Annotated in this window: 24 protein-coding genes; 17 read left to right on the forward strand and 7 right to left on the reverse strand. The window is 73.1% G+C overall.

Going from position 1 to position 23,490, the window contains the following annotated elements:
* Nucleotides 1-145 precede the first annotated feature (145 nt).
* The 8 genes from ACZ514_RS16080 (at nucleotide 146) to ACZ514_RS16115 (ending at nucleotide 8,638) form a co-directional block, all read left to right on the forward strand.
* Nucleotides 146-1,594 (forward strand): amino acid permease, encoded by a 1,449-nt coding sequence (locus ACZ514_RS16080; protein ID WP_469124985.1) that lies wholly within the window; start codon nucleotides 146-148, stop codon nucleotides 1,592-1,594.
* Between the two features lie 311 nt (nucleotides 1,595-1,905).
* On the forward strand, nucleotides 1,906-2,433 hold the full coding sequence (locus ACZ514_RS16085) for a DoxX family protein (protein ID WP_469124986.1): 528 nt from the start codon (nucleotides 1,906-1,908) through the stop codon (nucleotides 2,431-2,433).
* 99 nt (nucleotides 2,434-2,532) lie between these two features.
* Entirely contained in the window at nucleotides 2,533-3,753 is a 1,221-nt protein-coding gene (locus ACZ514_RS16090) for a cytochrome P450 family protein (RefSeq protein ID WP_468699342.1), read from the forward strand.
* Nucleotides 3,754-3,907: 154 nt separating this feature from the next.
* On the forward strand, nucleotides 3,908-4,315 hold the full coding sequence (locus ACZ514_RS16095) for a YciI family protein (RefSeq protein WP_468164956.1): 408 nt from the start codon (nucleotides 3,908-3,910) through the stop codon (nucleotides 4,313-4,315).
* A 207-nt stretch (nucleotides 4,316-4,522) separates the two neighbouring features.
* Entirely contained in the window at nucleotides 4,523-4,972 is a 450-nt protein-coding gene (locus tag ACZ514_RS16100) for a hypothetical protein (RefSeq protein WP_469124987.1), read from the forward strand.
* An 81-nt stretch (nucleotides 4,973-5,053) separates the two neighbouring features.
* Nucleotides 5,054-5,800 carry a DUF6766 family protein gene (locus ACZ514_RS16105; protein ID WP_469124988.1) on the forward strand — a complete coding sequence of 249 codons (747 nt, stop codon included), beginning with the start codon at nucleotides 5,054-5,056 and terminating at the stop codon, nucleotides 5,798-5,800.
* 158 nt (nucleotides 5,801-5,958) lie between these two features.
* Nucleotides 5,959-7,569 carry an alpha/beta hydrolase gene (locus ACZ514_RS16110; RefSeq protein WP_469124989.1) on the forward strand — a complete coding sequence of 537 codons (1,611 nt, stop codon included), beginning with the start codon at nucleotides 5,959-5,961 and terminating at the stop codon, nucleotides 7,567-7,569.
* A gap of 64 nt (nucleotides 7,570-7,633) precedes the next feature.
* The gene (locus tag ACZ514_RS16115; protein WP_468164946.1) at nucleotides 7,634-8,638 is read left to right on the forward strand and encodes a BtrH N-terminal domain-containing protein; all 1,005 of its coding nucleotides are present in this window, start codon (nucleotides 7,634-7,636) and stop codon (nucleotides 8,636-8,638) included.
* A 67-nt stretch (nucleotides 8,639-8,705) separates the two neighbouring features.
* On the opposite strand, the gene ACZ514_RS16120 is transcribed toward ACZ514_RS16115, so the two are convergent.
* Entirely contained in the window at nucleotides 8,706-9,677 is a 972-nt protein-coding gene (locus tag ACZ514_RS16120) for an LLM class flavin-dependent oxidoreductase (protein ID WP_468164944.1), read from the reverse strand.
* A 155-nt stretch (nucleotides 9,678-9,832) separates the two neighbouring features.
* On the opposite strand from ACZ514_RS16120, the gene ACZ514_RS16125 reads away from it, so the two are divergent.
* Complete coding sequence (locus ACZ514_RS16125) at nucleotides 9,833-10,315, forward strand: hypothetical protein (RefSeq protein ID WP_469125021.1); 483 nt, start codon at nucleotides 9,833-9,835, stop codon at nucleotides 10,313-10,315.
* 274 nt (nucleotides 10,316-10,589) lie between these two features.
* On the opposite strand, the gene rox is transcribed toward ACZ514_RS16125, so the two are convergent.
* Nucleotides 10,590-12,017 carry a rifampin monooxygenase gene (gene rox, locus ACZ514_RS16130; protein WP_469124990.1) on the reverse strand — a complete coding sequence of 476 codons (1,428 nt, stop codon included), beginning with the start codon at nucleotides 12,015-12,017 and terminating at the stop codon, nucleotides 10,590-10,592.
* A 351-nt stretch (nucleotides 12,018-12,368) separates the two neighbouring features.
* Between rox and ACZ514_RS16135 the strand changes: the two genes are divergently transcribed.
* Together ACZ514_RS16135 and ACZ514_RS16140 are read left to right on the forward strand one after the other, a co-directional pair.
* Nucleotides 12,369-12,722 (forward strand): hypothetical protein, encoded by a 354-nt coding sequence (locus ACZ514_RS16135; RefSeq protein WP_468164940.1) that lies wholly within the window; start codon nucleotides 12,369-12,371, stop codon nucleotides 12,720-12,722.
* A 97-nt stretch (nucleotides 12,723-12,819) separates the two neighbouring features.
* Nucleotides 12,820-13,218 carry a nuclear transport factor 2 family protein gene (locus tag ACZ514_RS16140; protein WP_468164938.1) on the forward strand — a complete coding sequence of 133 codons (399 nt, stop codon included), beginning with the start codon at nucleotides 12,820-12,822 and terminating at the stop codon, nucleotides 13,216-13,218.
* Nucleotides 13,219-13,245: 27 nt separating this feature from the next.
* Here ACZ514_RS16140 and ACZ514_RS16145 read toward each other — a convergent pair whose 3' ends face one another.
* A complete protein-coding gene (locus ACZ514_RS16145; protein WP_469124991.1) occupies nucleotides 13,246-13,917 on the reverse strand; it encodes a MerR family transcriptional regulator in 672 nt (223 codons plus the stop codon).
* A gap of 141 nt (nucleotides 13,918-14,058) precedes the next feature.
* On the opposite strand from ACZ514_RS16145, the gene ACZ514_RS16150 reads away from it, so the two are divergent.
* Together ACZ514_RS16150 and ACZ514_RS16155 are read left to right on the forward strand one after the other, a co-directional pair.
* Entirely contained in the window at nucleotides 14,059-15,408 is a 1,350-nt protein-coding gene (locus ACZ514_RS16150) for a YhgE/Pip family protein (RefSeq protein WP_468699288.1), read from the forward strand.
* Between the two features lie 473 nt (nucleotides 15,409-15,881).
* Nucleotides 15,882-16,319, forward strand: a complete 438-nt coding sequence (locus tag ACZ514_RS16155; RefSeq protein WP_468164932.1) for a subtilase-type protease inhibitor — start codon at nucleotides 15,882-15,884, stop codon at nucleotides 16,317-16,319.
* Between the two features lie 116 nt (nucleotides 16,320-16,435).
* Here the strand turns inward: ACZ514_RS16155 and ACZ514_RS16160 are convergent, their stop codons facing one another.
* Nucleotides 16,436-17,002, reverse strand: a complete 567-nt coding sequence (locus tag ACZ514_RS16160; RefSeq protein WP_468164930.1) for an EF-hand domain-containing protein — start codon at nucleotides 17,000-17,002, stop codon at nucleotides 16,436-16,438.
* Nucleotides 17,003-17,140: 138 nt separating this feature from the next.
* Here ACZ514_RS16160 and ACZ514_RS16165 point away from each other — a divergent pair, with 138 nt between their 5' ends.
* Together ACZ514_RS16165 and ACZ514_RS16170 are read left to right on the forward strand one after the other, a co-directional pair.
* Nucleotides 17,141-18,130: a tetratricopeptide repeat protein gene (locus ACZ514_RS16165; RefSeq protein ID WP_469124992.1), complete on the forward strand. Its 990-nt coding sequence runs from the start codon at nucleotides 17,141-17,143 to the stop codon at nucleotides 18,128-18,130.
* An 82-nt stretch (nucleotides 18,131-18,212) separates the two neighbouring features.
* Complete coding sequence (locus ACZ514_RS16170) at nucleotides 18,213-18,389, forward strand: hypothetical protein (RefSeq protein WP_468164926.1); 177 nt, start codon at nucleotides 18,213-18,215, stop codon at nucleotides 18,387-18,389.
* 7 nt (nucleotides 18,390-18,396) lie between these two features.
* Here ACZ514_RS16170 and fabV read toward each other — a convergent pair whose 3' ends face one another.
* Nucleotides 18,397-19,611, reverse strand: a complete 1,215-nt coding sequence (fabV, locus tag ACZ514_RS16175) for an enoyl-[acyl-carrier-protein] reductase FabV (RefSeq protein ID WP_469124993.1) — start codon at nucleotides 19,609-19,611, stop codon at nucleotides 18,397-18,399.
* A 254-nt stretch (nucleotides 19,612-19,865) separates the two neighbouring features.
* Entirely contained in the window at nucleotides 19,866-20,621 is a 756-nt protein-coding gene (locus tag ACZ514_RS16180) for a DUF4232 domain-containing protein (RefSeq protein WP_469124994.1), read from the reverse strand.
* 174 nt (nucleotides 20,622-20,795) lie between these two features.
* Between ACZ514_RS16180 and ACZ514_RS16185 the strand changes: the two genes are divergently transcribed.
* Nucleotides 20,796-22,004: a sensor histidine kinase gene (locus tag ACZ514_RS16185; protein ID WP_469124995.1), complete on the forward strand. Its 1,209-nt coding sequence runs from the start codon at nucleotides 20,796-20,798 to the stop codon at nucleotides 22,002-22,004.
* A gap of 49 nt (nucleotides 22,005-22,053) precedes the next feature.
* Nucleotides 22,054-22,710: a response regulator gene (locus tag ACZ514_RS16190; RefSeq protein ID WP_469124996.1), complete on the forward strand. Its 657-nt coding sequence runs from the start codon at nucleotides 22,054-22,056 to the stop codon at nucleotides 22,708-22,710.
* A 249-nt stretch (nucleotides 22,711-22,959) separates the two neighbouring features.
* On the opposite strand, the gene ACZ514_RS16195 is transcribed toward ACZ514_RS16190, so the two are convergent.
* On the reverse strand, nucleotides 22,960-23,346 hold the full coding sequence (locus ACZ514_RS16195) for a C40 family peptidase (RefSeq protein ID WP_468165365.1): 387 nt from the start codon (nucleotides 23,344-23,346) through the stop codon (nucleotides 22,960-22,962).
* Nucleotides 23,347-23,490: the final 144 nt, after the last annotated feature.

Genomic DNA, 23,490 nt, shown 5'->3' on the forward strand with positions numbered 1-23,490 from the left:
CCCCGCAGGGCCCGGGCGGTGCTCGACACGCCGGGCGCCCCGCCGGGGCGGACCGGAATCCCCACCCGCCGGAGCGCCTAGTTCCGCGAGACGGGTGCTTCCGAGATGATGTGCGCTCGTCACTCCCGGCCGAAAGGAACGGAGCATGGCCACGTGGTGGTCAGGGCAGGGCGTACTCCGCCGCAAACCGATCGAACACATCGAAGAGCCCGAAGGCGCGCCCAGTGAGCAGCTCGCCCGTACCCTCGGCCTGTGGCAGCTCACCGCGATCGGCGTCGGCGGCATCATCGGCGCCGGCATCTTCACCCTCGCCGGGACGGTGGCCAACGGCGTCGCGGGACCGGCGGTGCTGGTCTCCTTCCTCATCGCCGGCGTGGCCAGCGCCGCGGCGGCCTTCTCCTACGCGGAGTTCGCCGGCCTGATCCCGAAGGCCGGTTCCGCGTACACCTACGGGTACGCCGTCCTCGGCGAGCTGGCCGGCTGGTTCATCGGCTGGGACCTGCTGCTGGAGTACACGGCCATCGTCGCGGTCGTCGCCATCGGCATCTCCGGCTACTTCAACTTCCTGCTGGAGGAAACGGGCGCCTCCCTTCCCACCTGGATGCTCGGCGCCCCGGGCACCGGCGAAGGACACCGCTTCGACCTGATCGCGGCCGTCCTGTGCCTGTTCACGGCCTACCTGCTCACCCTGGGCATCAAGAACGCGGCACGCTTCGAGACCGTCGTGGTCGTCCTCAAGGTGCTGGTCGTCCTGCTGGTCGTCGTGGTCGGCTTCTTCCACGTCAGATCCGAGAACTACACGCCCTTCTTCCCCTTCGGCGTCGGCGGCGCCTTCACCGGCGCGGCCACGGTCTTCTTCGCGGTCTTCGGCTACGACGCCATGAGTACGGCGGCGGAGGAGTCCAAGGACGCGCAGCGGCACATGCCCCGGGCGATCATCTACTCCCTCGCCATCGCCATGGTGCTGTACGTGCTCGCCTGCCTGGTCCTGACGGGCATGCAGAAGTACACGGAGGTCGACCCGGAGAGCGGGTTCTCCAGCGCCTTCAAGGCGGCCGGGCTGCCCGTGGTGGCCGACATCATCGCGGTCGGGGCGATCATCGGCATCCTCACGGTGATGTTCACCTTCATGCTCGGCGTGACCCGCGTGTGGTTCTCCATGAGCCGTGACGGACTGCTGCCCCACTGGTTCGCCAAGACGCACCCGACCCGGCACGTCCCGACCCGCGTCACCTGGATCGTCGGCGTGGCATCGGCGGCCATCGCGGGATTCGTGCCGATCGGAGAGGCGGCGGAACTCACCAACATCGGGATCCTGCTCGCCTTCGCCGTCGTGTGCACCTCGGTCATCGTGCTCCACTACCGGCGCCCCGACCTGCCCCGCACGTTCCGCACGCCGCTCATGCCCTTCACCCCCGCGATCGGCGTCATCGCCTCGATCTGGCTCATCACCTACCTGCGCGTGGAGACGTGGATCCGCTTCGCGCTCTGGTTCCTCATCGGGCTGGTCGTCTACTTCGGCTACTCCTACCGCCACTCCAAGATGGCCGGACGCACCCCGGACCCGGCCTCCGGAGGGAAGCCACGGGGGTAGGGAGCCCCGCGGGGCCCGGCCGGGAGCGCGTTCACGGACGCGCTCCCGCCCGCCCGCCGTCCCGCCCTGCCGTCGACGTCCGGTCCGTCGCGCGGAAGTACAGGACGACGCTCCTCCGCTTCCTCGGCTTCCGCCGGGGCCCGGCCGGCCCGTGCCTGACGGCCCCGCACGACTGGGCCGGACGCCGGTACGGGGACCACACGGGCGGGGCGGCCCCGCGCGCCCCGGCCCCGCCGGACGGCCCCCACGTGCTTGCATGACGGACGTGCCCCGGCCCGGGACTCCCGCCACCGCCGACAGAAAGCACCACGATGGCCGCGATCCTCGCCCCCGTGACCCGTTCCCCCGCCACCACCACGCCCTACGACGTCGGCCTGCCCGTGCTGCGCGCGGTACTCGGCATGATCATGACCGTCCACGGCACCCAGAAGCTGTTCGGGTGGTTCGACGGCCCCGGCCTCCGGGGCACCGGTGCGTTCTTCAGCAGGGCCGGCTACCCGGCGGGCGAGACCATGGCGGCGGTCGCCGGTCTGACCGAGACCCTCGGCGGCCTCGGCCTGGTCCTCGGGCTGCTCACCCCGCTGGCCGCCGCCTCCGTCTTCGGCGTGATGCTCAACGCCATCACGGTCAAGTGGACCGGCTCCGTCTTCGGCCAGAAGGGCGTCGAGTTCGAGTCCCTGATCGTCGCCGCGGCCGTCACCCTGGCCCTGACCGGCCCCGGGCGCTTCGCGCTGGACCGGGCGGTGCCGTTCCTCCGCCGCCACCGGCCGGGCCACGGCCTCGCCGCGCTCGCCCTGGCGACCGTACTCGCCGCCGTGGCGCTGCTGCTGCGGAACTGACCCGGCGGGCATCATGACCGGGTGACAACGGATTCCGGTGACGACCCCGGTGACGAATTCGGCGACGGCCCCCGCGACACCCCGGGCGAGCGGCCGGTCGTGCTGCCCTACGCCGACCCGGCGTTCGTCGCGGACCCCCACCCGCTCTACCGGCACCTGCGCGAGGAGGCGCCCGTACACCGCGCGGTCATCGCGGGCGGCCTGGAGGCCTGGCTCGTCACCCGCTACGAGGACGCGCTGGCGGCCCTGTCGGACCCCCGCCTCAGCAGTGACGTACGCGACGCCACGGACGCCCGGCTGCTGCGGCAGCTGCCCGGCACGGAACGCGAGGCGATGCTCGGCAACATGCTCCGCAGCGACCCGCCCGACCACACCCGCCTGCGCCGCCTGGTGTCCAAGGCGTTCACGGCCCACCGGGTGGCCGGGATGCGGCCCCGGATCCAGGCCGTCACCGACCGCCTGCTGGACGCCGTCGCCCCCGCCGGCCACGCCGACCTCGTCGCGGACCTCGCGCTGCCGCTCCCGGTCACGGTGATCGGTGAACTGCTCGGGGTGCCTGCGGACGACCGCCAGGACTTCCAGCGCTGGACGGACCGACTGATCACACGGGGCGCGGAGCCGCCGGACCCCGCCGTGGTCAACGAGGCGTGGCAGCACATGCACGGCTACGTCACCGGGCTCCTCCGGGACAAGCGGGCCCACCCGGGTGACGACCTGCTCAGCGGCCTCGTCACCGCCCGGGACGAGGAAGGCCGGCTCACCGAGGACGAGCTGATCGCCATGGTCTTCCTGCTGCTGGCCGCCGGCTACATCACCACCGTCAACCTGATCGGCGGCGGCCTCGCCATGCTGCTCACCCACCCCGGCCAGCTGGCCCGGCTGCACTCCGATCCGGGGCTGCTGCCGGGGGCGGTCGAGGAGTTCCTCCGCTACGACGGCCCGGTCAGCCCCGGCATCGCCCGGTTCGCCCGCGAGGACGTCGAGATCGCCGGGCGGAGGATCCCGCGCGGCTCGACCGTACTGATCGCCTCGGCCATCGCGGACCGCGACCCGGCACGCTTCCACGACCCCGACCGCCTGGACGTCACCCGCCGGGACAACCCCCACCTGGCCTTCGGGCACGGCATCCACTACTGCCTGGGCGCACCACTGGCCCGGCTGGAAGGCGAGATCGCCATCGGCACGGCCCTGCGCAGGCTCCCCGGGCTCGCGCCGGCCGTACCGCCGGACGGCATCCCCTGGCGTCCCGGCGGCCTGCGCGGCCCCCTGAGCCTGCCGGTGACCTTCACCCCCGGCGGCCGGCCGGCCCTCACCTCGTGAAGCCGCGGCACCGGACGGCGCGCCCGCGCGGGCCCGCGTACGTGCGGGAGGCCCGCCGGAAGCGGTTCCGGGCGGTGCCGAGAAGCCGCGGACGGCTCCGTCCCCCGTACGCAAGCGGCCGCACCGGGCCGCACCAGCACCGAGGAGCGTCACCATGGCCAAGTACCTGCTGCTCAAGCACTACCGAGGCGCCCCGGCGGCGGTCAACGACGTCCCCATGGACCAGTGGACGCCGGAGGAGGTCTCGGCCCACATCCAGTACATGAACGACTTCGCGGCCCGGCTCGAGAAGAGCGGCGAGTTCGTCGACGGCCAGGCGCTCGCCCCCGAGGGGACCTTCGTCCGCTACGACGGGGAGGGACGCCCGCCGGTCACCAGCGGCCCGTTCGCCGAGACCAAGGACCTCATCGCCGGATGGATGGTGATCGACGTCGACAGCTACGAGCGCGCCGTCGAGCTGGCCGGCGAACTGTCGGCGGCCCCCGGGGCGGGCGGCGAGCCGATCCACGAGTGGCTCGAACTGCGCCCGTTCCTGACCACGCCGCCCACCCTCACGGAGTGACCTCCGCGGTGGACGAGGCCGACCCGCCGCGCGATCCGAAGGGCCGGCTGGTCAACCGGCGGGGCCCGGGCGCCGCCGACCGCCGCCCGGGCTACCACGCACGGGTGCATTCCCGCCCCGGACCGGGACGCGACCCGCCCGCGGGGAAACCCTGACGGACGCGGTGCACCCGCTGCGTGCCCGCCGTACGGCGTCAGGAGGAGCGGCTTGGACAGCACCACACCCGCGCGGGCCCGGCCCCGGCACCGCCTTCCGCGAACCCTGGCGGCCGCCCTCGCCTGCTCCGCGGGGGCCACCCTGCTGGCCGGGTGCGAGGCGCCCGCACCGCGGCAGCACGCGGCCCGGGACGCGGCGGCCGCCTTCGAACACGCTCTGGCCGCCTCCGACCACGCGGCGGCGTGCGCACTGCTCGCCCCCGGCACCCGCGAACAGCTCGAGCAGGAGGAGAAACGACCCTGCGCCCAGGCGCTGCCCGGAGCGGACGTGCCGCGCGGCGGCCCCGTACGCGCCACCGAGGTGTACGGCAGGCAGGCGCTGTTGCGGCTGAGCGCCGACACCCTGTTCCTGTCGCAGTTCCGCGGCGGCTGGAAGGTGGTGGCGGCGGGCTGCACACCGCGCCCCGACCGTCCGTACCAGTGCACGCTCAAGGGGGAGTGAGATGAAAGGCCTCTTCATCACCTGTCTCGCGGTCATCCTGGGCGGCCTCGGCTACTTCATCGCCCTGGGGGTGATGCACCGGTGAACGCGCCCGCGGACCACGGCGAGGACCACGGCGGCGGCGGCGACGGCGGAAGCGGGAGCAAGGGCGGACGCCGGGGCTTCTGGCACGACAACAGCCTGACCCTCGCCTTCGGAGCGGGGTTCCTGCTCGTACTGGCCGGCCAGGCCGTCGCCGGACACGCCGAGTTCAACGAGGCGCTCGCGGTCGACGGGCTGGAGCCCCTCGGATTCGGGGACTACCTGATGTCCTCGGACTTCGCCGTGGACGTCACCGAGAACTGGCAGTCGGAGTTCCTCCAGTTCTTCCTCTACATCTTCGGCACCGTCTGGCTCCTGCAGCGCGGCTCCCCGGAGTCCAAGGAACTGCACAAGGCCGGGACCGAGAGCGACCGCGAGCAGCGCATGGGCGCCCACGCCAGGACGGACTCCCCGCGCTGGGCGGGCACCGGGGGCTGGAGGCAGTCGCTCTACTCGCGTTCCCTCGGACTGGTGATGGCGATGCTCTTCCTGCTGTCCTGGCTCGCCCAGGCCACCAGCGGAGCCGCGGCCCACGGCGAACAGCAGGTGCGCCAGCTCCAGGAGCCGCTGAGCTGGGGCGCGTACCTCGCCTCCGCGGACTTCTGGAACCGGTCCCTGCAGAACTGGCAGTCCGAACTGCTCGCGGTCGCCGCGATGGCGATCCTCTCCGTCTACCTGCGCCAGCGCGGCTCCCCGGAGTCCAAGCCGGTCGGTGCCCCGCACCACGCCACGGGTGTCGAAGGCTGACGCACCGCCCGTCCCGGCCGGAAAGATGACCTCCCGATGTCTGTCCCGCCGGGCGCCGTGGTGCGAACCTGACCACGCCGCCCGGCCGGGCGAGGGCGTCCACGAACCCCGGCCGCGCGCGGCCCTCCGCCGACCCGCCACAGAGGAGAGTCCGCCGCATGCGGAACCGTCCGGCCGATGCACCGCACCAGCGAGTGGTGTGGGGGATATCCCTCGCGCTGATCGCGGTCACCGCCCTGTTCGGGGCCGCGCCCGGGGCCGCCACGGCGGCACCGCCCGCCGGCCCGCCCGTCCCCACCCTCACCTGGGGCCCCTGCGCCGACCGCCCGGAGGACGGCTTCGAGTGCGCGACGGCCCGCGTACCGCTGGACTACCGCGACCCGGCCGGGCGCACGATCCCCCTCGCGGTCACCCGCAAGCCGGCGGCCGACCCGGCCCACCGCACCGGTGTCCTGCTGCTGCACCCCGGCGGGCCCGGCAACTCCGGTGTGGACTTCGCCCGCAACAGCCACGAGAACCTCCCCGCCTCCCTCCGCGACGCCTTCGACGTCGTCGGCTACGACATGCGCGGTGTGGGCCGCAGCGGGCAGGTGGAGTGCTGGAACGACAAGGAGTACGCCGCCGCCGTGGACGCCGCGCGCGGCGTACCCGGCCCGGGAGCCGTGCGCGGCGCGATCCGGCAGGGCCTCGACTTCGCCACCGCCTGCCGGGAGCGGGCCGCGGACCTCGTGCCGTACGTCGGCACCGGCTCCAACGCCGAGGACATCGACCTGCTCCGCCAGGCCCTCGGCGAGCGGACGCTCACCTTCTACGGCCGCTCCTTCGGCAGCTACGTCGGCACCGTCTACGCCGCGCGGTTCCCCCGGCGCGTCCGGGCCATGGTCCTGGACGGTGCCTACGACCCCCGCAGTTACGCCGACGTCCCCTACGCCTACGACGCCGCGCAGTTCGCCGCCCTGGACGCGGCGGCCGGCCGGTTCCTGGACTGGTGCGCGCGGAACGCCGCCGCGTGCGGATTCGGCGACGGCCGCCCCCGCGAGGCCTTCGAGGAGCTCAAGCGGGCACTGGACGCCGACCCCGTCGTCACCGCGAGCGGACGACCCGCCACCGGCTACACCCTCGCCTACCGCCTGATGTTCAACATCAACGCCGGCAAGGAGATCTGGCCCCACCTGGGACAGGCCCTGCGCGCGGCCCAGGAACGCCAGCCCTCCTTCCTGCTGAACCCGCCCTCACCCGGATCCTTCGACTTCCTCAACGTCAACCTGGCCGTCGAGTGCGCCGACCGCGCCTACCCCGCCGGCCCCCTCGCGGTGGCCGCGCTGGTCAGCGCCGAAGCGGCCGCCGCCCCGCTGCTCGGACCGCCGATCGGCTTCGGCCCGCCGACCTACGACCACAACCACGCGACCACCTGCGCCCAGTGGCGGGCGGAGCGCCCCAGCCGCTTCGAGGGCTCCTACCGCGCGGCCGGTTCGGCGCCGATCCTCGTCCTCGGCACGACGGGCGACCCGGACACCCCGTACCAGGACGCCGTGACCCTCACCCGGACGCTCGAGAACGGGCGCCTGCTGACCTTCGACGCCGAAGGCCACACCGCCTACAACCGCAGCGCGTGCGTCAGCGCCCTCGCCACGCGGTACCTCGCCACCCTCGCGCTGCCCGCCCCGGGCACCGTCTGCGCGGACGAGGCGCCCCCCGGAGCACCCGGCCGCCGCACCGCGGGCATCGAGGCCGACGAGACGCGCGACGTGATCCCCGCACCGCGCTGACACCCCTCCCGCACCGGGCCGCGGCCGGTCACCGGCCGCGGCCCCGCGCGGTTAGGCTCACCCCATGACTGTGCTCGTATACGAAGACTTCGGCACCGGCCGCCACCGCGAGGCCTCGCTGATCCGGCACGCCCTGGGCAGCGTCCACGACGAGGAGCTCGTGGCCGGCCTCGCCGGGGGCATCGGCTTCATGTACTTCGTCTTCGAGTACGAGGGACGCCTGCCGATCCTCACGATCGTGGCCCAGGCCCACCCCGAGCCCTGGGTGCAGGTCGCGCTCGGCCGCCTCGGGGTCCCGTACGAGGCCACCCGCGCGATGAACCCCCGCTGGGGCCGGGTCCGCGCGGCGCTGGACGCGGGGCAGCCCGCCTTCTGCGTGGTCGACCGCTCCTCCCTGCCCTGGCACGCGGCCGACCCGGACGCCGAGATGACGGGAACCGACCCGTACACCGTCGTCATCGCGGGTTACGACGGCGACGACCTGCTGGTCGAGGACGGCGCCGAAACCCCCTACCGGATCGACCGCGAGGAGTTCGGCGCCGCCTGGACCGCCCACCGCAAGGGCCGCCACCAGCTGATCGTGCCCACGGGCCCGGCCGAGGGGGAGCCGGACGTGGACGGCGCGATCGCCTCCACCGTCACGCACCTCACGGGGCCCGTGCTGGGCAACGAGTTCGACGTGAACTTCGGCTTCACCGGCATGGAGAAGTTCGCCGCCCAGCTGCGCGACGGCACCACGGCGGCGGGCTGGGAGCGGCGGTTCGGCAGCTCGCCCGAGGCCCTGCGCGCCGGCACCGGGCGGCTGTACGCGTGCCTGGAGGAGGAGTGGACCGCTCCGGGGGCCACCCGCCCGCTGTACGCCGACTTCCTCGACCTCGTCGGACGCCCGGAGGCGGCCGGGCTCTTCCGGGAGTCCGCCGGCCACTGGTCGCAACTGGCCATGCTGGCCCGCGACGCCGACCCGGGGGCCGGTCCGCAGGAGCGGCGGGAACTCTTCGACGCCTGCGCGGAGCGCGTGGACCGCTGCGTGGACCTGGAGCGCCGGGCGGTCCGGGCGCTGGAGAAGTAACGAGGGCGGCCGGCCGGGCCCCCGCACCCGCCCGTCCGGCCCGGGACCCGCCGCCCGCTCCACCCGGTTATCCCGCGTGCTTCCTGATCAGCTCGTACGAGCGGACGCGGTCGCGGACGTCGTAAACGGGCGTGGTCAGCATCAGCTCGTCGGCGCCGGCCTCGTCGGCCAGCTGCGCGAGGCGCCGTACGACGGTGTCGGGGCTGCCGACGGCCTGCTGGGCGCGGAAGCCCGCGAGGGCCTGCCGCTCCTCCTCGGTGAAGGGGTGGGCGGCGGCCTCCTCCGGGGTGGGGAAGGGCATGTCGCTGACCCCCTTGAGCAGCCCGGCCTTGACGACGTTCATCGGCCCGCCCCGCCACAGGGCCTCTTCCTCCGTCTCGGCGCACACCGTCTCCACGCACAGCAGCACCCGGGGCCGGGCGCACCAGCGCGAAGGCGTGAACGCCGTCCGGTAACGGTCCAGGACCGCGCGGGTGTTCTCCGGCCGGATGTGGTGGGCGACGGCCACCGGGAGGCCGAGTTCCCCGGCCAGAGCCGCCCCCGCGGTGCTGGAGGCCAGCAGCCACGGCTCGGGCAGCGGCCCGAGGGCGACCTCGTCGACCAGCAGGGACAGGATCGAGGCCACGTCCTCGCGGTACTCCGCGTCCGTCGCCGGCCCGGCCCCCCGGCGCAGGGCCCGGGCGATCCCTTCGTCGAAGGTACCGGGGCCCCGGCCGATGCCCAGGTCGATGCGGTCCTCGTGCAGCGCGGCCAGCGTCCCGAACTGCTCCGCGACCGTGAGGGGCGCGTGGTTGGGGGCCAGTACGCCTCCGGAGCCGAGACGGACGGCGGAGGTGGAGGCCGCGGCGTGGGCGGTCAGGACGACCGGCGGAAAGGCGCCGATCGCGGGGGAGTGGTGGTGCTCGGCGTACCAGATCCGGTGGTAACCGAGCCGTTCCAGCTCCCGCGCGAAGGCCGCGGTGTCCCGCAGGGTGTCCACCGCCCGGGTGCCGGTCTGGACCATCGCGACCTCGAGCGCCGAAAGGGGTATGTCGATCATGCCCGCCAGCATAGGGACCGCCCGCCCCGGCGAGCGCCGCCGTGATCCCTTTCGCGCCACGCGTCAGCGGCCTCGCCGCGGGGGTGCCGCTCTGCGAAGCAATAATCCGCGTGCGGACTGCCGCCGGGAGTGCCACCGTCACCGTCGTGACCCTGATGAACGCGCTCGTCGGTTTCGCCTCGACCGGCCGGGCCGGCCCGCTCCACTGCGGGATGCCGCTGGCCGGAGCCGAGGAACTCCTCGGCCCCGGGCGGCCGCACCCCGTCATCCTGATGAAGGGCCCCGGCTTCGACGGGTACCCGTACGCCTGGGGCGGGCTGGAACTCTTCGTCACCCGCGGGCACGTCAGCGGGATCTCGTTGCGCTTCCGGCCGGGCGCGGCGGTCAGACTGCCGGAGTGCGTGCTGCCGGACGCCGGGGCGTACACGGCGACCGTCCTGCGCGAGGACTTCACCGCCGCCCTCGACGCCGCCGGCTGCCGGTACGAGGCCGACCCCGTCCTGACCTTCGACGAACAGTCCGGCGTCATCACCCACCCCGCCGGCACCTGTGCGGTGTTCGGCCTGCCGACGGCGGAAGCGGACGTGGCGGACCGCACCCGCTTCTACCTGGACGTCCTCCACCAGCACACGGTGTGACCGCTGCCGCACGGGGCATTCGGCCGTCCGACCCCGACGGCCGGCCCGTCCCGCGGACGGGGAACGCCTTCGCCGGGGCGTCGGCGACGACCGGGACCCTCAGCCGGGACGGCGGCTACGACCGGATCGACTGCGGGGACGGCCCGGACACGGTGATCGCCGACCCGGCCGCCCGCGACGTCGTCCGTGAGCCGCCGTCAGGGACCCTGCCGGGGCCCGCTGCCCGTTCCCCGGTCCCCGGTCACGCGACCGCCGCCCCGGGAGGGCCGACGGTTCAGCCGGCGGCGGACCCGAACCACTTCGGCAGCGCGCCGAGCAGGTCCTGCTGGTCCTCGCCGGCCCACGCGACGTGGCCGTCCGGACGCAGCAGTACGGCGGGCACGTCCAGTTCGCCGCTGACGTCGACGACGTGGTCGACCCGGTCCGTCCAGCCCTCCGCCGAGAGCCGGCCGGTCTGGTCGAGCAGCAGCCCGCGGCCGCCGTGCATCAGCTCGTAGAGACGGCCCCGTCCCAGCCGCACGTCCCGCAGCCGCTTGCCGAGCAGTTCGTGCCCGTCGCCGAAGTCGTAGCGGACGCCGATCGCCGTGATCTTCTCGACCAGGTACCGGTTCACGTCCTCGAACCGCGTCAGTTCCGCCAGCAGCCGGCGCACCGAACGGGGGCCCGGCTCGTTCGACATCAGCTGCATCTGGGCGCGCGTGTTGTCCAGGACGTCGGCCGCCACCGGGTGGCGTTCCGCGTGGTAGGTGTCCAGAAGTCCCTCCGGCGCCCAGCCGGCCACCTCGGCGGCGAGCTTCCAGCCGAGGTTGAACGCGTCCTGGAGGCCCAGGTTGAGCCCCTGCCCGCCGGTCGGCGGGTGGATGTGCGCCGCGTCACCGGCCAGCAGCACCCGGCCGGACCGGTACCGCTCGGCCAGCCGCGTCGCGTCACCGAAGCGGGAGATCCAGCGCGGCGAGTGCACGCCGAAGTCGGTCCCGGCGTACGCCTTCAGCTGCCGCCGCAGTTCATCGAGGGTCGGCGGGACGGTACGGTCCTCGGCGATTCCCTCGGCGGGGACGATGAACCGGTACACCCCGTCCCCCTCGGGTATGGCACCGAACCGCGTCTCGGTCCTGCGGACCTCCGCGATCACCGTCGCCAGGGTCTCCGGGGACGCGGTCAGCTCCACGTCGGCCAGCAGGGTCTCGACCCGGCTCGGTTCACCGGGGAAGCCGATCCCGAGCAGCTTGCGCACCGTGCTGCGGCCGCCGTCGCAGCCGACGAGGTACCGCGAGCGCAGTCGCGTGCCGTCCGCCAGCACGACGGTCACCCCCTCCTCGTCCTGGCTCAGCCCGACGAGTTCGCGGCCGCGCCGGATCTCGACGCCGAGCCCGGTGGCGGACTCGGTCAGCAGGCGTTCCGTGACCGCCTGCGGGATGGAAAGCACGTAGGAATGCGTGGTGTCGAGTCCGTCCGGCCACGAGGTGCCGACCCCGGCGAAGAAGCCGCCGACCGTGAACCGTTCGCCGCGCGCGAGGAACGGCTCGAGCAGACCGCGCTGGTCCATCACCTCGATGCTGCGCGCGTGCAGGCCGCGCGCACGGGACTGCCTGGACTGCTGGGTCTCCTTCTCCAGGACGAGCACGCGGACGCCGTGCAGCCGCAGTTCGCGGGCCAGCATCAGGCCGGTCGGACCGCAGCCCGTCACGATGACGTCAATCATGAAAAACACCCATTCGACGAGACTTTTTCACAGGTTCTGGATTCGGCCGCCCATTCTGCGGGGGGCCGGGGGCCTTGCCGCAAGCCCCCCAGTGCGCTATATGTTGAGAGTGGCGAGGAGCGCGTGCTCCTTGCCCTTGTTTGTTTCCGGCCGTCCCGCTCCGCCGGTGCAGTGGCGTTTCACCAGGTGAACGCACTGGTCCAGGCGGGTGAGTTACCCCCGGAGCCCTGTCCCGGGCGGACCGCGGGTCGTTACAAACGGATCGTGATCAGGTACGTGTTCCCTTCGGGCACGGCTGTCACCGCCGCCCGTCGGCGTTCCCCGAGTAGCGACAGAGAGACGGCCCTTTCCATGAACAACCGCCTGCGGTACCTCGCCGCCACCCTGGCAACCGGCTTCACCCTGGCGCTCACCGCCGGTGCCCCCGCCGACGCCCGCCCCAGCGGCGTCGACAGCCAGTGCGGGAGGTACATCTGCGTGATGACCGCCCACCACAACCGCTTCGTACAGGACATCACCGTCCAGACCAAGGACGGTCTGCCGGGCACGCTCCGCTCCTACTGGGGCAACTTCCACGGCCCGAGGGTCAACGCCGCCTCCCACCGCTGGACGGTGGGTTACGAGCAGGCGGACGCCAAGCTCGTCTGCGGCGGCCTGGAGCGGGACGGCCGCACCATCGAGGACGGCATCTGCGTCACCATCTGAGCCCGGCGGCCCGCCGCCGGCCGCCGCCCCGCAGGGACCCCGGCGGTACCGCCGCGCAGCCCGGGCGGCCACCGTCGGGGCGGGGCATGATGTGGTCATGAGCGACCGAGACGAGTTCCTGGACTGGGTCAGGACCGCCTTGTACGAGGCGGAACGCGCGCTGCACGACGGTGATCCCGCGCCCCGGCGGGCCTTGTGGTCGCGCGATGAGCCGGTCAGTGTGCTGGGGGCGTGGCGCAACGCCTTCGGGCAGCGGGAACTCGACGCGCTGTTCACCCGCCTCGGGGAGAGCTTCTCCGACTGCGCCTCGTACGAGTTCGAACTCCAGGCGTACGACGTGGTGGGCGACATGGCCTACACGGCGGCCCTGGAACACGTCTCCGCCTCCGTGGACGGAGCACCGCGGACCTACACCCTGCGGGCCACCCAGGTGTACCGGCGGGAGGGCGGCGAGTGGAGGGTGGCCCACCGCCACGGCGACACCGTCACCGGGTGAGGCCCGGCGGGGCCTGGACGGCGGGGCTCAGGGGGACCCCGTGGAGCCGGCGCCGTCCTCCGGGACGCGGCGCCGGACCTGGTCCTCCTGGGCGAGGCGCCGCAGCAGCTCGAAGACCGGGGCGCAGATCGCGAAGACGATGACGGCCCGCTCCGCCAGGGCCACCGGATCGTCGAGGCACGAGGCGCGCTCCAGGTCCAGCCGGGCCACCGACTCGGCGAGCCGGGCGTACGCGGCCAGCTCGCCCGGGGCGTACTGGGCGTCGAGCCGGCGCAGCTCCTTGAGCGCGGCCGTGAGCCCCTGCACGTGGGGCGAGGTGGCGGGCGCCCGCCAGTCCAGGGCCGTGAGCAGCTCGGACACCTCCGCTCCGGCGGCCTCCTCGGCCTCGCTCTCCTCCGCGCCGCCCTCCGGGCGCTGGGAGGCGACCGGCACCGGGAGCGCGTAGCTGATCGCGCCGAGCGCGCCCTCGGTGCTGTGGGCCTGGTCGACGGCGGCGAGCACCTCACGGGTGGCGGCGATGGACAGGCCGCCGAGCGTGGTCAGGGCCTTGATCAGCCGCAGCCGCTCCGCGTGCTCCTCCCCGTACTCCGCCAGGGTCGCGGCGGTCGCCCGCCCCGCGGGGAGCAGACCCTGCCGCCGGAAGTACTTGATGCTGGCGACCGGCACGCCGGTGAGCCGGCTGAGCTCCGAGATCTTCATACGGCTTCCCTCCTGGTCCGCGGTCCCGGCCGGCCGGTACACGCCATCGGCGATTGGACACCACAACAAGATACTGCCAGTATCCAGTAGCTGGATACCATAAGTATCCAGCTCAGGAATCGCAGCCGCACCGGAGAATCGATGCCTCACCCCACGCCACCCTCCGTGCTCCGCCGACCCCAGCTGTGGATCGGTACGGGACTCATCGCCGCAGTGGTCTCCATGTTGTTCGCCCTGCTCTACGTGGGCGGCAACGTCGACCCGAGAGGGAACCTGCGCGACCTGCCCGTGGCCCTGGTCAACGCCGACGCCGGAGCCGACGCGGGCGGCCGCCGCGTCAACCTCGGCCAGCAGGTCGTCGAGGGCGTCGAGAAGGCCGCCAAGGGTGACGAGAGCATCGACTGGCAGCTCGTCAGCCGTGAGGAGGCCGACAAGCGGCTGGGCAGCGGCAAGGTGTTCGGCGCCCTCGTCATCCCGCGGGACTTCTCCGCCACGATGACCGCGCTCGCCTCCCCCCAGCCCCCGGCCCAGGGCAAGGCCGCGCCTCCGACGCTGACGGTGCTGACCAACCAGGCCGCCGGCAGCATAGGTTCCTCCATGTCCTCCCAGGCCGCCCAGAAGGCCGCCCGCGCGGCCTCCGCGCAACTCGGCCAGGAACTCCTCAAGCAGGCCGCGGCCCAGAAGACCCAGCTGCCGACGGCCGCGCAGCTCAAGCTCACCGACCCGGTGACGGTGACCGTCGCCGACGGCCACCCGCTGGGCTCGCGCAGCGCCATGGGCCTGAGCGCCTTCTACTACGCCCTGGTCCTGGTCGTCTGCGGCATGCTCGGAGCCAACCTCGTCAACTCCCAGGTCGACACGGCCCTCGGCTACCTGCACACCGACTACGGCCCGGTCCGCAAGCGCGAACCCGTCCAGCACACCAGCCGCGTCCGCACCCTGGCCGTCGCCATGGCGCTCATGCTCGGCATGTCGCTGGTCATGGGCACCCTGGTCGAGGTCGCCACCGTCGCCATCCTCGACATGGACGCCTCCCACCTCGGCCTGCTGTGGCTCTACTCGGTCGCCACCATCGCCGTCGTCGGCGTCGGCAGCCTCGCCCTGTTCGCCGCGTTCGGCACCCCCGGCATGCTGCTGGCCACCATCGTCTTCATCGCGATGGCCGTCCCCTCCTCGGGCGCCACGGTCCCCGTCCAGGCGCTGCCCGGATTCTTCCGCGCCCTCGCCGAGTTCGAGCCGCTGCGCCAGATCACCGAGGGTCTGCGCTCCCTGCTGTACTACGGGGCCCAGGCCGACGCGGGCCTGACCCGCGCGTGGACCGCGATGGGCATCGCCCTCGTCGCGGCACTGGTCTTCGGCTTCGCCGTGACCCGGCTCTACGACCGCCGCGGCCTGCACCGCATCCCGCGGCCCGACAGTGCCGCGGCCACCGCCGAGGAGACCCCGGAGCCGACCCCGGCCGCCGAGCCCTCGCCGTCCGCCACGGCCTGAGACGGGCAGGCCACAGCCGGAACCCCGGAAAGGCGGGTTCCGCGCGGTACCCCTGACGGGGCACGGCGCGGAACCCGCCTTTCCGTATCCGGCCGGCCCCGGGGGTCCGGCCCGTGGGCGGGAAGCCCGCCCGCCGGACGCGGGCCGTCCCTCCCGCCCCGGCACGGCGGGAGGGACGGAAAACCGCACCGATCCGGACAAGGTGAGTGGCCTTCAGGTGAACGCGGGCCGCTCGGCAGCAGGTCAGCGGCCCGCGTTCCGCGGGAACCCCCGCTCCTCACCCGCCGTTTCCGACCGGACACGCAGCGGCACACACGGCCTGAGCTGCCCGAACGCCCATTCGCTATCCGGTATTCGAACTGGCTGTCCGTAAATCGGCCGTCGATATGCATGTCACCTTCACAACCGACAGACTCGACCGCAACAGAGCCCGACAACGAAAGTGATTGTCGAGCTAGACCTTCGGATCGAAAGTGAGTCCTGTCGTGCGCTACCGCTTCGCAGCCGTCTCGTCCGCCGCCCTCCTCTGCCTGGCGGGTGCCACCGGTATGGCGGAGGCCAAGCCCACCAGCCTGTACGCGCCGTCCGCGCTGGTCTTCTCCGTCACCCAGGGCGACGACGCCAACGCCGGAACCGTCCTGCGCGCCGCCACCCTCAGCTGTATGCCGTCGGCGCAGGGCACCCACCCCGACCCCAAGGCCGCGTGCAGCGCCCTCAACTCCACCGGCGGCACCTTCGACCGCCTGCTCGCCGCCCCCGACGCCAACCGTGCCTGCCCGATGCACTACGCACCGGTCACCGTCACCGCGGAGGGCGTCTGGCAGGGCAGCCGCGTCACCTGGAAGCACACCTTCTCCAACACCTGCACGATGAACGCCACCCTCAACGGCAATGCCGTCTTCGCGTTCTGATGCCCCGCTCCGGCCGTCCCGTCACGGCCGCCCGGGCGGCATCCGGGTGACCGGCCGCGTGGTACCCGCAGGGGCCCGGCCACGGTCGGCCCCGGGCCCCTGCGGGGCCGGACGGCTCAGGACCGGGGCGGCCGCGGACGCCCCATCCACCAGTTCCCGACGGCGTCGGTGCGGGGACTGGTCCAGTACTCGATGACCGCACCGGTGAACTCGGTGGCGGACAGCGCCCCGTCACCGTCGGCATCGAGGTGGGCGAACGCCTCGGCCGCTTGCTCCCGGGTGAAGCCGGGGAAGTGTCCACGCTGGAACGCGAAGAACTCCTCGGGGCTGATCCGGCCGTCGCGATCGATGTCGGCGATGTCCAGGTAGGTCCGGGCGATCCCGCCCAGCGCGGCCGCCGCCGCCTCCGGATTCTCCGCCAGCGTCCGGGTCGACGTGACGAACTGGTCCTTGGTGATCCCCTCGCCGCCGACCGGGACGAACGGCAGGTGCACCTCCCGCCAGATGTCCAGGTAGGCGGCGACGATCCGTTCCTCGGCCGCAGACCCCTCCCCGTTGCCGAGGGAGGCGGCCACCCGGCGGCCCATCTCCCTGTGATCGTCCTCGGTGAGCACCCCGTCACCGTTCGCGTCGAGCTGGTCGAAACCCTGCTCGATCTTCGCCGTCAGAAAATCCTGACTCACCATCACCGCTCCTCCGGAACCCATCCGTGCGAAAGGGCGGGGCACCTGCGTGTGTCCCGCCCCCAGGCCAACGACCGGGTACGCGTAAGAACACGCCCTGGCCGCAGGCGGGGCTCCGGCCAGGGGTATTCTCCGGCGATGTCGAATCAGTCAGTGGCGGCGGGAGTCGGTCTCGCCGGTGTGATGGCGCACTGTGGCGGAAGCCCGGTGGCCGCGGTGGAGCTTTTGGCGGGGGTGATGGCCTCGGCACCGGCGGCTCCGGAGCCCTATGCGGCCCTCGCCGCGTTGTGGCGGGAGCGGGGCCCGGATCTGAAGGAGTCCCTCGAAGGGAACGGCTCCTCGAGGTCCGTGCCGGCGCAGGCGTACTTCTCGTTCCTCGAAGGGGACATGGACGACGCGGCGATGGCCCTCGGTTCGGTCACGGGGGTGCGGCCCGACGTGGCATGGGGCGCCGCGCCCTGGTTCGGCGACGCGCGCTTCCTCGGCGCGGTGGGTGCCCCGGCCCTGGCCGAGGCGTGTCTGCGGACGTTGGACCACGGCCACGACCTGGACTCCGACGGGATGCGGGCGCGGTTCGCGCCCTGGTTCCGCGCCCTCGACGTGGTGTCCGGACGGGACCCCGTGCCGGAGTCGCTGGCCGCCATGGCCCGGCTGCCCCGGGCCTGCGGCCGGTACGACCTGGCCCTCGCCCTCTGCGACCGCGCCGATGCCGTCGGCCGGGTCATGTGGACGGCGGTCGCACGAGCGGCCACCTGCCGGGCGATGGGCGACCTGGACCGGGCCGCCGCCGCCTTCGAAGCCGCTCTGCTCATGGACGCCGCCAACTGGTCCCTCTTCCTGGACCTCGCGGACCTGCGTGCGGAGCAGGGCGACTTCGCCGCGGCCGTGAGCCTCGTCGAGCAGGGCCTGGAACACGAACCTCACCACGTCACCCTGCGCGCGGCTCGTGCCGCCTACGCCGCACGCCTTGCCGGCTCGTCCGACGATCTGGGGGACCTGATCGCTCTGGCGCCGGAGCTCCCGAACCCGGCGTACCGGAACCTGCTGGTCGAGTACGCGTGCGCGGGGCCGGACCTGCCTCGGGGGCTCGTCGCCGAGGCCCGCCGCACCTGCCGGCCGAACCTCTGAGTTCGCTCAATTCCGGATTGGGCGCGCCCCTGGTCAGGGCATCGTGCCCGCACCAGCGGAACGCGGAGGAACGAGGGAACGCATGGAAGTCGTCCTGACCATGGCAGTGGTGATCTTCGTGGTGTCCTTCCAGGTGCTGTGGGGGCGCAAGCGCCCGCGGCGGCGCAGGGCCCGGTGGGGCGACGGCGGCGGTGACTCCTGCGGTGGCGGATCCTCGTGCGGATCGTCCTGCGGAGGCGGCGGCGGAGGGGGTGACTGACCCGGGGTCAGGACGCGGGAGCGGGCCACGGGACGTCCGTGGCCACCGGCGCGGCGTAGTCGACGCCCGGGACGGAGAACCCGTACAGGCGCCGGACCTCGGCACGGAACCAGTCGAGGTCGGCGAGACCCGCGATGGTGGCGGTCGTCGCGGCCTCCCACCGCTCCGCGACGGCCGCCTGGACGTCGTCGGCGAGCTCCCAGGCGTCCAGCCGGATCCGGCCCTCCTCGTCCGGAACGCTCGGGGCCGCCCCGGTCAGCTGGTCCCACAGGGCGGAGAGCTGACGGACCGGCGGCACCAGGCCCTCGCCGAGGACACCGCGCAGCAGGCCGGTGTACAGGGCGATGCCGGGGATCGCGGTCGACGACTGCGTGACGGCGGCCCCGTTGACGGAGGTCACGGCCCGGCCGCCCACCGCCTTGCCGAGGCGCTCGTCCAGGGCGCGGGCCGTGGCCTCGAGGTGGGCCTTGGCCGCGCCGATGGTGCCCTGCCGGTAGACCGCCGCCGTCAGCGGCGAACCGATGTACGACAGCGCGGCGGTGGTGAAACCTCCGGCCAGCAGACCCCGGCCCGCGAGGCGGTCGACCCAGCGTTCCCAGTCCGCACCGCCCATCACGGCCACGGTCTGCTCGACGTCGTCGCCCCCGGCCGGACCGGTCTCGATCTCGCGGACCTCGGGAGCGCCCCGGTCGTCGAAGACCAGGGTCTTGGTGCGGTGCGGCCCGCCGATCGGCTTGAGGACCGAGGCGTAGGCGGCACCGGTGTCGGGGTCGGTGCGGCGGGGCGCCGCCACCGAGTACACCAGGTAGTCGAGGCTGCCGCCGAAGCGCTGCTCGATGAGGTCGGCGACCCGGTCCTTCACCGCGTCCGAGAACGCGTCACCGTTGAGGAAGACCAGGTCGCGCCCGGCGGTGCGGGCGAGGCCGGCGGTGGCGGCGGTGCGGTACCAGCCGGCCGTGGCGGTACGCCGCTCGGTGGACGCCTTCTCGAAGGAGACCGCGATCCCGCGGATGCCGGCCCGCTTGAGCCCGGCGAGAGTGGCGGCGAGGCCGTACCCGGCGGAGGCACCGATGACGAGCGCCACGGGCCCGGGGCCGCGCGGCACGGCGGCGGGAGCGGGGCACGCCCGCCACATGTCGGTCACCACCTGGCGGCAGCCCGCCGGGTGGGAGTCCAGGAACAGGAACCCGCGGTTGCGGGGGGTCAGAACGCGCTCGTTCACGAAGGCAGTCCTCGGGCCGGCCGGGAGGGGGGTGCGGCGGTCAACCGGCCGCCGCACCCCGAAAGTCTGCGGCAGCGTCCCGCAGGTCCGGAGCCGTGCCGGTGGACAACGATCACGAGTCGATCTTGGAGTGTTCCCACCACGCGCCGCGCTCCCGCGGCGTCACCGCGGGAGGTTCCCCGGCCAGTGCGAAGGCCGCCCGGCACGCGCCCCGTGAACCCCCGTCCCGCGGGGCGCGTGCCGGGCGCCGGCCGTCAGCGGGCCTTGAACGTGAAGTTCTTGACCGCTGCGGCGTCGAGGTTCCAGAACGTGACCATGGGCTTGGAGTCGACGTTCAGGAACCCGTGGGTGAGCGCGATACCGGCCGGCCGGCCCACCTCGTCATGGGGAGTACGGCTGTGGAACGCGACGGTCAGCGACGTCACGGTGCCGGTCTGCTCACCGGCCCGGAAGAGCCGCACGCCCGCGTACGCCTTCTCGCCCGGCTTGACGGTGGCGGGCGCGCGGGCCGGGGACTCCATCGGCGGAGGCGGGACCTCGTCGGCGGAACCGAAGCGCACGATCGGGTAGAAGTAGAGCGTGCACGGCGTGCCGCCGGTGTTGACCGCCGTCAGGAACAGGTTCTGCTCGCTGTCCTGCCGCTCGAACGCCCCGGTGATCGAGACGTTCGCGTCGGTGCAGGCCGCGGCCGTGCCCTTCCCGTCCCCCGAACCGCTCCCGGTCCCCGGTCCGCTCCCGGTCCCCGGTCCGCCGGAGCCGCCGGGCGTCGGCGAGCCCTGCTGACGGGTGGGCGTGCCGGCCGGGGCGGAGGGGGTGGCTGGCGCACTCGGCGAGCCGGAAGTCCCGCCCGGAGCGGGGGAACCGGACGCGCCCGGCGAACCGGACGGAGCGGCGGTTCCCTGCCCCCGGCCGGCGCCGCCGCCCGCCTGGCAGGCCGTGGACCACAAGAGCGCGGCGACCGCCGCGACCCCGATGACGCAACGCTTCGATCTGCTGCGAGCAGCTCCCATGGTGAACCCCCGATAGTGCCTTCACGCGCCTGCGGACGACCTCCCGAAAGCTTGGCGGACGAGCGGCCCGGGGCGCGGCCAACCAGGGGGTGATCATCCGCTGCCACCAGGGGGGTAGACGATGTACCACCCTGGTTGTACGAGTGTCCGTACCAGGCCGTCTAGGCTCTCGCCATGGCATTTCGGGGAGGGCGGTGGGCGACCGTACGCGCGGTGCTCCCACAGGTGGCCGACACGGTCTACGCGTTCGGATCGCTGGCGATATCGGCCTCGATGCTCCACAACTGGCCCGACCCGAACCACTACTGGCGCACCCCCGACGCCCTGGCCTACGCCCTGCTCGCGGCCGTCTACCTGCCGCTCGCCGTACGCCGCCGCGCGCCCCTCCTGATTCTCGCCGCCACCGCCGCCGTCGTACTGGCCTACTTCACCCTCGCCTACTACCACCCGGTCGCGGTGTGCGGCCTGGCCCTGGCCAACTACACCGTCGCCGCGCACCGTCCGCGTACCGTGTCCGTCCCCTGCACCGTCACGACGTGGCTGGTCCTGCTGTGGGGGACCAGGCTGGCCGAGCCGGGCATCGGCGTGCTCAGCGTCGCGTTCGTCACGGCGACGGCCGCCGTCACCTGGGTGACCGGTGACGTGTCACGGCGCTTCGCCGAACGGGGGCGCCGGCTGGCCGCGCTGACGGAGCAGCTGCGCCGCGAGCAGGAGGAGCGGACGCGCCGGGCCGTCTCCGACGAGTGCATGCGGATCGCCCGCGAACTCCACGACGTCATCGCCCACCACGTCTCCGTCATCTCGATCCAGGCGGGACTGGCCGACTACGTCTTCACCACGGACCCCGCGACCGCGCACCAGGCCGTCGGAGTCATCTCCGGCAGTGCCCGTGACGCCGGTGAGGAGATGCGCCGGATGCTCGCCGTCCTGAGGCACGGCGTCCAGCACACGGCGTACGACCGCACCGGCGCCCTTCCCGACGCGGACGGGCCGGCCCCGGGGCTGGCACGTCTGGAGGAACTCGCCGAGCGGGTCCGGGCGGCGGGCGTTCCCGTCCGGATCACCGGAGGACTCGCCGAACCGCTGCCCGCCGGCCTGGACATGTGCGTCTACCGCGTCGTCCAGGAAGCGCTGACCAACGTGCTCAAGCACGCGCCCACCGCCACGGCCACCGTGTCCCTCTCGCGCGGCCGCGGCTCCCTCCGCGTCCGCGTCACCGACGACGGGCCCGCCCGGCCCCGGCCCGAGGAACGGGACGGCCCGGGTCACGGCTTGCTGGGCATGAGGGAACGGGCGACACTCTACGGGGGCACCGTCACGGCCGGGGCCCGCTCACAAGGGGGATTCGAAGTCGATCTCGTCATGCCGGTACCGGAGGGCTGACGGCCGGTCGGCCGCGAGGAGAGCCGTCGTCCGGGGGAGTGCGTCCATCATGCCGAAGGTCCTCGTGACGGATGACCAGGTCCTCGTCCGCTCCGGGCTCGCCGCGCTGCTCCGGGCGGCCCCCGGCATCGAGGTCGTCGCCGAGGCCGACAGCGGTGAGGAGGCGGTGAGGCTGTCCGCCGAATTCCGTCCGGACGTCGTCCTCATGGACGTCCGCATGCCCGGCATGGGAGGCATCGCGGCGACCCGCGCCCTCGTCGGCCAGACCTCCGTGCCGAGCCCTCGGGTGATCATGCTCACCACCTTCGACCTGGACGAGTACGTCTACGAGGCGCTCAGCGCCGGAGCCAGCGGGTACCTCCTCAAGAACACGCCGCCGCAACGGCTCTTGGCGGCCATCCACACGGTCCACGCCGGAGACGTGCTGCTGAGCCCCGCCGCCCTCACCGAACTCGTGAAGGCCTGCGGGGCCGGTCCGGGACGCGGCGGCCGCCCGCGCCCCGGACTCGACGCCCTGACCCCGCGCGAGATCGAGATCCTGTCCCTGGTCGGCAGGGGCCTGTCCAACACCGACATCGCAGGGCACCTCGTACTCAGCCCGGCGACCATCAAGACGCACGTCCACCGGTGCATGAACAAACTGGCCCTCACCAGCCGCGCCCAGGCCGTCGTCTTCGCCTACGAGGCGGGTCTCGTCACGCCGTGACACCGTTTCCGGTGCGCGTTCTCCCCGTTCTCGCGGCACCGGGGCGAAGGGGCGCCGGGTACGGAGAACGCAGTCGTCGGGAAGGGAAAAGCCGCACAGCGGTCCGGTGTCGGTGACCTATCGCGGAAAAGGGTGGGGGAGGGCATTCCGTCGCGTCGGATATGCCTGCCCGCCGTATCGTTCTCGGCCGGAAACGCGCTCTTCGAGTCGGTCTCGGGCTCAGGCGGCGGTACGGGCCGGGTGCCGCGTTCAATTGGCCCGGGCGTAGCGGACCTTGCCGGTCCAGATCCGTTCGAGCCGGACGCGGGTGCCGGGCTTGGGGGCGTGCCAGATCTTGTTGTGGCCCGCGTAGATGCCGACGTGGCCGATGGTTCCCCCATAGGGGAAGAAAACGAGGTCGCCGGGGGCGCGCTGGGTGCGCGGGATGTGGAGCGTGTTCTCGTACTGGGCTTCGGCGGTGCGGGGAAGGCGTCGGCCGGCCTTCCGGAACGCGTAGAGGGTGAGGCCCGAGCAGTCGAATTCCCTCGGGCCGGTGGCGCCGTACACGTAGGGGGAGCCTTCTTTGGAAGCTGCGATTTTGACGGCCTTTATGCCGTAGAGGGAAGCGGCTTGAGCCGGGCTGGCGGGCGCGAACATCGCGGCCACGGAGATCGCGAGGAGGAAAACGGGGGAGCGATGGCTCTTCCAGCAATCTTTTGTTTTCGGCAATCGTGATACCTCCGCATTCAGATACAGGACAGGGCCGTGACGGCACTGTTCTCGGTGACTGCGTATTGGCTC

Source organism: Streptomyces sp. NPDC034086, from assembly GCF_055575515.1.